Annotated in this window: 5 protein-coding genes; 4 read left to right on the forward strand and 1 reads right to left on the reverse strand. The window is 64.9% G+C overall.

Annotation, left to right across the window (positions count from 1 at the left end; genetic code table 11):
• Positions 1-118 precede the first annotated feature (118 nt).
• From H7841_11955 to clpA, 3 genes are all read left to right on the forward strand, one after another.
• On the forward strand, positions 119-1,486 hold the full coding sequence (locus H7841_11955; GenBank protein MEO5337590.1) for a TrpB-like pyridoxal phosphate-dependent enzyme: 1,368 nt from the start codon (positions 119-121) through the stop codon (positions 1,484-1,486).
• A 130-nt stretch (positions 1,487-1,616) separates the two neighbouring features.
• Positions 1,617-1,955 (forward strand): ATP-dependent Clp protease adapter ClpS, encoded by a 339-nt coding sequence (gene clpS / locus H7841_11960; protein MEO5337591.1) that lies wholly within the window; start codon positions 1,617-1,619, stop codon positions 1,953-1,955.
• A gap of 2 nt (positions 1,956-1,957) precedes the next feature.
• Positions 1,958-4,270, forward strand: coding sequence for an ATP-dependent Clp protease ATP-binding subunit ClpA (gene clpA / locus H7841_11965; GenBank protein MEO5337592.1), 2,313 nt, complete (start codon positions 1,958-1,960; stop codon positions 4,268-4,270).
• Positions 4,271-4,374: 104 nt separating this feature from the next.
• On the opposite strand, the gene H7841_11970 is transcribed toward clpA, so the two are convergent.
• Positions 4,375-5,265: a phage tail protein gene (locus tag H7841_11970; protein ID MEO5337593.1), complete on the reverse strand. Its 891-nt coding sequence runs from the start codon at positions 5,263-5,265 to the stop codon at positions 4,375-4,377.
• A 521-nt stretch (positions 5,266-5,786) separates the two neighbouring features.
• Here H7841_11970 and H7841_11975 point away from each other — a divergent pair.
• On the forward strand, positions 5,787-7,819 hold a 2,033-nt coding region (locus H7841_11975), incomplete at its 3' end, for a DUF4347 domain-containing protein (GenBank protein ID MEO5337594.1).

Raw genomic sequence — 7,819 nt, forward strand, 5'->3', positions numbered from 1 at the left:
AGCCAACAATCGGAAGCCAGAGGAACAAGGGCTGTCCTTCCATATCGTAGCCCCTGGAATTCGCCCGGAGGAAACGCTAGTAATACGAACCAAAGCCACAGCATCGGAGGGGAGCGCCATGACCGACAGCACCAAATATCTCCTGCCCGAGGATCGCATTCCGAAGGCCTGGTACAACATCGCCGCCGACCTGCCCAAGCCCTTGGCGCCGGTCCTGCATCCGGGAACCGGGCAGCCCATCGGGCCCGACGACCTGTCGCCCATCTTTCCCATGGCCCTGATCGCCCAGGAAGTGACCCAGGAACGCGAGGTCGAGATTCCCGAGCCGGTGCGCGAGGTCTACCGCCTGTGGCGGCCGGCGCCGCTCTATCGGGCGCGCCGCCTGGAACGGGTCCTCGATACCCCTGCCCATATCTACTACAAGTATGAAGGCACCAGCCCGTCCGGCAGCCACAAGCCCAACACCGCCGTGCCCCAGGCCTTCTACAACTGGCAAGCGGGCACCAAGCGTCTGTCCACCGAGACCGGAGCCGGCCAGTGGGGTTCCTCGCTGGCCTTCGCCGGTTCCCTGTTCGGCCTGCAGGTCGACATCTTCATGGTGAAGGTCAGCTATCAGCAGAAGCCCTACCGCCGCGCGCTGATGGAAACCTACGGCGCCCGTTGCGTCGCCAGCCCCAGCATGGAAACCGATTCGGGCCGCGCCATCCTGGCCCGGCACCCGGACAGCAACGGCAGCCTGGGTATCGCCATCTCCGAGGCGGTCGAGGTGGCGGCCAAGAACCCGGATACCAAGTATGCGCTGGGCAGCGTGCTCAACCACGTGCTGCTGCACCAGACGGTGATCGGGATCGAGGCCCTGGAGCAGATGGAGATGGCCGGCGACTATCCGGACATCGTAGTGGGCTGCGCCGGTGGCGGCAGCAATTTCGGCGGCCTCGCCTTCCCGTTCATCGGGCGCAACCTGAAGCAGGGCCAGAAGACCCGCGTCATCGCCGTCGAGCCGGCTTCATGCCCGACCATGACGCGCGGCAAGTTCGCCTACGACTTCGGCGACACCGCCCACCTGACGCCCTTGGTCAAGATGCATACCCTGGGCTCGACCTTCATGCCGCCCGGCATCCACGCCGGCGGCTTGCGCTACCACGGCATGTCGCCGCTGGTCAGCCACGTGCTCGACCTGGGTCTGATCGAGGCCCGCGCCGAACATCAGTTGGGCTGCTTCGCCGCCGGGGTGCAGTTCGCCCGCGCCGAGGGCATCGTGCCCGCCCCCGAGTCGACCCACGCGGTCAAGGTGGGCATCGACGAGGCCCTGAAGTGCAAGGCCGAGGGCCAGGCGCGCACCATCCTGATCGGCCTGTCCGGGCACGGTCACTTCGACATGCAGGCCTATACGGACTACTTCGCCGGCAAGCTGCAGGACCACGCCTACGATGCCGAGGCCCTCGACGAGGCGATGAGCCAACTGCCGCCGGTGGCGGCGGAATAGGCCAGCCCCGGGCAATCCCTCTCCGCGAGGGGCCCGGCGAGGTGTTCGAACGCCTCGCCGGGCTCCCTCTTTTGCCGGCACGGCAATGGGACTATATTTGGGGAGCCGGATCACAGGGAGAGCCCCGCGCATGAGCGACAAGCGCTACGACGAGGACGGACAGACCGGCGTGGTGACCCGCGCCCGGTCCAAGACCAAGAAGCCGTCCATGTACAAGGTGCTGCTGCTGAACGACGACTTCACGCCGATGGATTTCGTCGTCCTGGTGCTGGAGCGCTTCTTCTCCAAGACCGCCGAGGAGGCGACCCGCATCATGCTGCATGTCCATCATCGGGGGGTGGGCGTCGCCGGGGTCTATACCTACGAGGTGGCCGAGACCAAAGCCAACCAGGTGATCGAGCTGGCCCGCAAGAACCAGCATCCCCTGCAATGCACCCTCGAAAAGGACGGCCAGGACAAGGACGACTGACCATGCTGTCGCGGAACCTGGAGCAGACCCTGCACCGCGCCCTGGCCCTGGCCGGTGAGCGCCGCCACGAATACGTGACCCTGGAACACTTGCTGCTGGCCCTTGTGGACGATCCCGACGCCCTGGCGGTGCTCCGGGGCTGCCATGTCGATCCCGACCGCCTGCGGGGCGATCTGGTCGATTTCCTCGACCACCAGCAGGACGGCATAGCCAGTGTCAATACCGGCGATCCGCGCCCGACCGCCGGTTTCCAACGGGTCATCCAGCGCGCCGTGATCCATGTCCAGTCGGCAGGGCGGGAGGAGGTGACCGGCGCCTCGGTGGTGGTCGCCCTGTTCCCCGAGCGGGAGTCCCATGCCGTCTATTTCCTGCAGATGCAGGACATGACACGCCTGGACGCGGTCAACTACATCTCGCACGGCCTGACCAAGGCCGGCGTGGAAGCCGCCGCCCGGCCACCCCAGGGGGCCGACGCCGACGCCCAGGGCGAAAAGGTGGTGCGCAAGGGAGCCGAGGCTCTTGAGACCTATTGCGTCAACCTGAACGAGAAGGCCCGCCAGGGCCGCATCGACCCGCTGATCGGCCGCGACAAGGAAATCGACCGCACCATCCAGGTGCTTTGCCGGCGCAACAAGAACAACCCGCTCTACGTGGGCGATCCGGGGGTGGGCAAGACGGCCATCGCCGAGGGGCTGGCGCGGCGCATCGTGCGGAAGGAGGTGCCGGAAGTCCTCGGGGATGCCGTCATCTACTCGCTCGACATGGGAACGTTGCTGGCCGGCACTCGCTATCGCGGCGACTTCGAGGAACGCCTGAAGGGCGTCATCAAGGCCCTGGAGGAAACCCCGGGCGCCATCATGTTCATCGACGAAATCCATACGGTGATCGGGGCCGGCGCCACCTCGGGCGGGTCCATGGACGCCTCCAACATCCTCAAGCCGTCGCTGCAGTCGGGAGCCCTGCGCTGCATGGGCTCGACCACCTACAAGGAATACCGCAACCACTTCGAGAAGGACCGTGCCCTGGTGCGGCGCTTCCAGAAGATCGATATCCACGAACCTTCCGTCGAGGACACGGTCAAGATCCTGCACGGGCTCAAGCCCTATTTCGAGAAGCATCACAAGGTGCGCTACACCAACGAGGCCCTGAAGGCGGCGGTCGACTTGGCGTCGCGCTATATCAACGACCGCAAGCTGCCCGACAAGGCCATCGACGTGATCGACGAGGTGGGCGCGTCGCGCATGCTGCTGCCCGAGGCCCGGCGCCGCAAGACGGTGACCGTGAAGGACGTGGAAGCCGTGGTGGCGACCCTGGCCCGCATCCCGTCCAAGAGCGTGTCCACCGACGACCGCCAAGTACTGCGCAACCTGGACGTCGACCTGAAGGCCGCCGTCTTCGGCCAGGACAAGGCGATCGACGCTCTGGCCTCCGCCATCAAGCTGGCCCGCGCCGGCCTGCGCGAACCGGAAAAGCCCATCGGCAGCTATCTGTTTTCGGGCCCTACCGGCGTCGGCAAGACCGAGGTCGCCCGCCAGCTCGCCAGGACCCTGGGGGTCGAACTGGTGCGCTTCGACATGTCGGAATACATGGAACGCCATTCCATCTCGCGCCTGATCGGCGCGCCGCCCGGCTACGTGGGCTTCGACCAGGGCGGCCTTCTGACCGACGCCATCGACCAGCAACCCCACGCGGTGCTGCTGCTGGACGAGATCGAGAAGGCCCATCCGGACCTGTTCAACATCCTTCTGCAGGTCATGGACCACGGCAAGCTCACCGACCACAACGGCAAGTCGGTGGACTTCCGCAACGTCATTCTCATCATGACCACCAACGCCGGTGCCTCCGACATGGCCAAGGCGGCCATCGGCTTCGAGCGCGAGGCCCGCGAAGGCGACGACAAGGAAGCCATCGAGCGTCTGTTCACCCCGGAATTCCGCAACCGCCTGGACGCGACGATCGGTTTCGCCGCCCTGTCGCCCGAGGTGGTGGGAAAGGTGGTCGACAAGTTCGTCCTGCAACTCGAAGCCCAGTTGGGCGACCGCAACGTCATCATCGAACTGACCGACGGCGCCCGGGAATGGCTGGCGAAGAAGGGCTACGACAAGACCTACGGCGCCCGGCCGCTGGCCCGCGTCATCCAGGAACACATCAAGAAGCCGCTGGCCGAGGAACTTCTGTTCGGCAAGCTGGCCAAAGGCGGCGCCGTCGTCATCCACTTGGACGACGGCGGCAGGCTTCGCTTCGATTATCCGAAGCCCGGCGAGACGACCCTTCCCGCCAAGCGCCCCAAGGGCAAGGTGCCGGTGCCCGTCTGATGCAGGCTATCGGGTGCCGCCTGCCGACGACAGCATGATCGCCGACGGACGGCCCCCTCCCGCGAGTGGGAGGGGGAAACGCTCGTGCGCCGGAAGGAACGGCGTCAGTTCGGGTTTACCGGGTAGATGCCGCTGGTGACGATGCAGACCGTCATGCCGAGGCCGGGCGAGACGGTGGGCACGGCGCTGCTGGCTGCCTGCCCGGCCGGGGCGATGGTCACGGTTCCGCCGGTGATGCCGCCCCCGCCGCCGGTGACCGGCAGGGTCACGGTACCCGAGGCCGTGCCGGAGAAGTTGGTGGAAGGGAGCGTGCCGCTGAAGGTCTGCTGAGGCCCGATGTTGGTGTCGGCGGTGAACGATGACGACGCCCCATAAATATTCACCGTCGGCCCTCCCTTGACCAGGACGGCATTGGGGGTAACACCGGAAGTACCGCTTGTCGTGGAACTGCTGGCAATCTTTACATTGCCGGAGACCGAGACGTTCTGGGACGCCAGGGAGCCGGTCACCGGGATCGACACGGGGCCGCTGGCCTGGCCGGCGGTTCCGCCGCCGCCGCCGGTTCCGGTGAAGGTCGCGGTGTGGGCATGGGGCACCAGGGGCGTCTGGGCGTTGGTCAGGGTCACCGAGGGCGCGCCGACCTTCAGCCCTACCGTGACGGTGGGCAGGCCGGCTCCCGTGCCGGCGCCGACGGCCGCGCGGCCCCGCAGATCGGGCAGGTTGAAGTTGTTGACGCCATCCCCCCCGAACCTGGTGCCCATAAGGGAGTACAGCGCCGCGTTCGACCGGATGTCCATCTGCTGGCCCGCCGCCAGCGTGTAGCCCTGGGGGCAATAAGACGTCACGAAGTAGCAGATTTCGCCGATATAGGGGTCCGTCCCGCAGGCCAGGGCGGGCGCGGACGCCGCCGCCAATCCCCCGATCGCCACGGCGGTGCCGACGGCGGTGCGGATTGCCCGGCGCGCAACCGGGCGGCTGTCAATCGTTTCCATCATGTCGAAGTCTCCCTTTCCTGGTCGTTGTCCATGTTCGAACGGGTGGTGCAGGCTACCCTTGCCGCTACCTGTCTGCCGACAAATGTTCATCCTAGATAGTGTATATGAATACAAGCGCAAACTATTCGCTATCATGCAATACGGAATACGGTCAAGGCGAGTTCGATCCTTGTAGGTTTTCGTGGCTTGGCATTTCAATCAGTTCAAGCCACCGGCTATCCGGGTCTGATTTGACAAATGATATGTAAATAGGGAATCGATAAGAAAATATTTCGCCATGACGGTTGCATGGTCGCGAATTGCACCCGATATGGCGCGCTCCATGTCGCAATTCGTCACATGGATCGGGGAAAAACCGTTGATTTTTATCATCTTTCTTCGGTTGCGCGCCGCAAGGTTTATCCGTATCCTGTCAAATGTCGGAATAAGGGAAGACGGATGATGCCGGTGCTGCGCCATCCTGGACAGCCAGTCCGGGATATGCCGCTTGGTGAAGCGTGTTTCGCGACGGGAGGCCTGATATGGCTATCGCAAGGATGGGTTCGCCGCTGGCCGGATGCTTGGCCCTGGAACCCCGGATGATGTTCGACGGCGCCGCCGCGGCCGACGCCGCGCAGCAGGCCGCTTCGCAGCCGGCCGCCGATCCGGCTCCCGACGGCGCCCAGGCCGACCAGGGGCCCGATGCGCCCGCCGCGGCGGGCGAGCGGCGCGAGGTGGCCTTCGTCGATTCCGCGGTCGCCGATTGGCAGTCCCTGGCGAACGGCATCGCCCCCGGTATCGAGGTGGTGGTGCTGGACGGCAGCCGCGACGGCTTGGCGCAGATGGCCGAATGGGCGGAAGCCCATTCCGGCTACGACGCCATCCATGTGCTGTCCCATGGCTCCGATGGCCGCCTGATCGTCGGAACCGCGAGCCTGGACATGGCCGCTCTGGAGTCGCGGGCCGCCGAACTGTCCACGCTCGGGGGGGCGCTGGCAGCCGATGGCGACATTCTCCTTTACGGCTGTTCCATCGGCGCCGACGGGGCCTTCGTCGAGAAGATTGCGGAGCTTACGCATGCAGACGTGGCGGCATCCCGCGACGATACCGGCGGGGCGAACTGGGCGCTGGAAACCCGATCCGGTCTCATCGAGGGGCAGGAAATTGGGGTTTCCGGCTATTCCGGATATTTCGCGGCCGACGTCACCTTCGATTTCGAAACGGGTGTGTCCGGGCTCGATAGCAAAGCTGCGTCGCAAACAAAATCAGGATACACGCTCTCCATCGCATCAACGGTTACCGATGTCAAAGATAGTGCCAATACATCTGGGACAGATATCAATGGATCTGGAACGCTGTCATCAAATTATGGCGCCGACTACGAGACATCAATGACATTTTCGATAACTGGATATACATTTGATTTATCTACATTCAGAATATGGAACGCAGATTCCGATCCCATGACGCTGAGGATTACCTCATCGAAAGGGAGCTACGATTTCGCTGTTGCCTCCGGTGGAGTGGCGCCGACCATCAATGTCGGAGCCAGCGGCAGCGCTACTAATTTCACGACGATTTCCAGCTTTACATTGACGTGGGTGAGCGGCGGATCGGTCGGGGCGCAGGCGGCCGGCGGATACGCCATCGATTTCGACGACATCGCCCTGACCAACATCCAGGCGCCCGGCCCTTCGATCACCTCGGCCACCTACGACGCCAGTACCAACGTGCTGTCGGTCACCGGCGCCAACCTGACCAATGGCGGGGCGATTGACGAGACCAAGCTGACGCTGACCGGCCAAGGTGGGGCCATCTATACCCTGACCGAGACCGGGGCGATCACCGCTTCCAGCACCACCGCCTTTTCCATCACGCTGAACGCTACCGACCAGCTCAACGTGGAAGGCCTGCTGAACAAGGCGGGCACCAGCGCGGTGGACAGCACCACCTTCAATCTGGCCGGTGCGGCGGATTGGCATGGCACCGGCAACGCCGACACCACCGGCAACGGCGTCACCGTCAGCAACGTCCAGACCCCCACCGTCACCAACGCCACCTACGACGCCTCCACCGGCGTGCTGACGGTGACCGGCTCCAATCTGGTCAAGGCCTCCGGCGTCACCAACGACATCACGGTTTCCACCCTGACGCTGACCGGCGAGGGCGGGGCCACCCATACCCTGACCACCTCGGACGTCGAAATCACCGACGCCACCACCTTCTCGGTGACCCTGAACGGCACCGACCAGGCGGCGCTGCACCAGATCCTCAACAAGACCGGCACGTCGTCGACCGGCGGCACCACCTACAACATCGCGGCCGCCGACAACTGGAACACGGTGATCGGCAACGCCGATATCTCCGACGCCACCAACGCGGTGACGGTGTCCAACCCGACGACGCCGACCATCACGTCGGCCACCTACAATGCCTCGACGGGAGCCCTGGCGGTAACGGGCACCGGGTTCCTGAAGCTGTCGGGCGCCACCAACGACGTGGACGTGTCCAAGCTGACGATCGCCGGCGAGGGCGGGGCGACCTACACGCTCACCACGTCCAGCGTCGAAATCAC

The organism is Magnetospirillum sp. WYHS-4 (genome assembly GCA_039908345.1).
In the GTDB taxonomy this organism is placed as follows: Bacteria; Pseudomonadota; Alphaproteobacteria; order Rhodospirillales; family GLO-3; genus JAMOBD01.

Coding starts and splice junctions, on each gene's coding strand:
- H7841_11955 (MEO5337590.1), top strand. CDS start 119: ATGACCGACAGCACCAAATATCTCCTGCCCGAGGATCGCATTCCGAAG.
- clpS (MEO5337591.1), top strand. CDS start 1,617: ATGAGCGACAAGCGCTACGACGAGGACGGACAGACCGGCGTGGTGACC.
- clpA (MEO5337592.1), top strand. CDS start 1,958: ATGCTGTCGCGGAACCTGGAGCAGACCCTGCACCGCGCCCTGGCCCTG.
- H7841_11970 (MEO5337593.1), bottom strand. CDS start 5,265: ATGATGGAAACGATTGACAGCCGCCCGGTTGCGCGCCGGGCAATCCGC.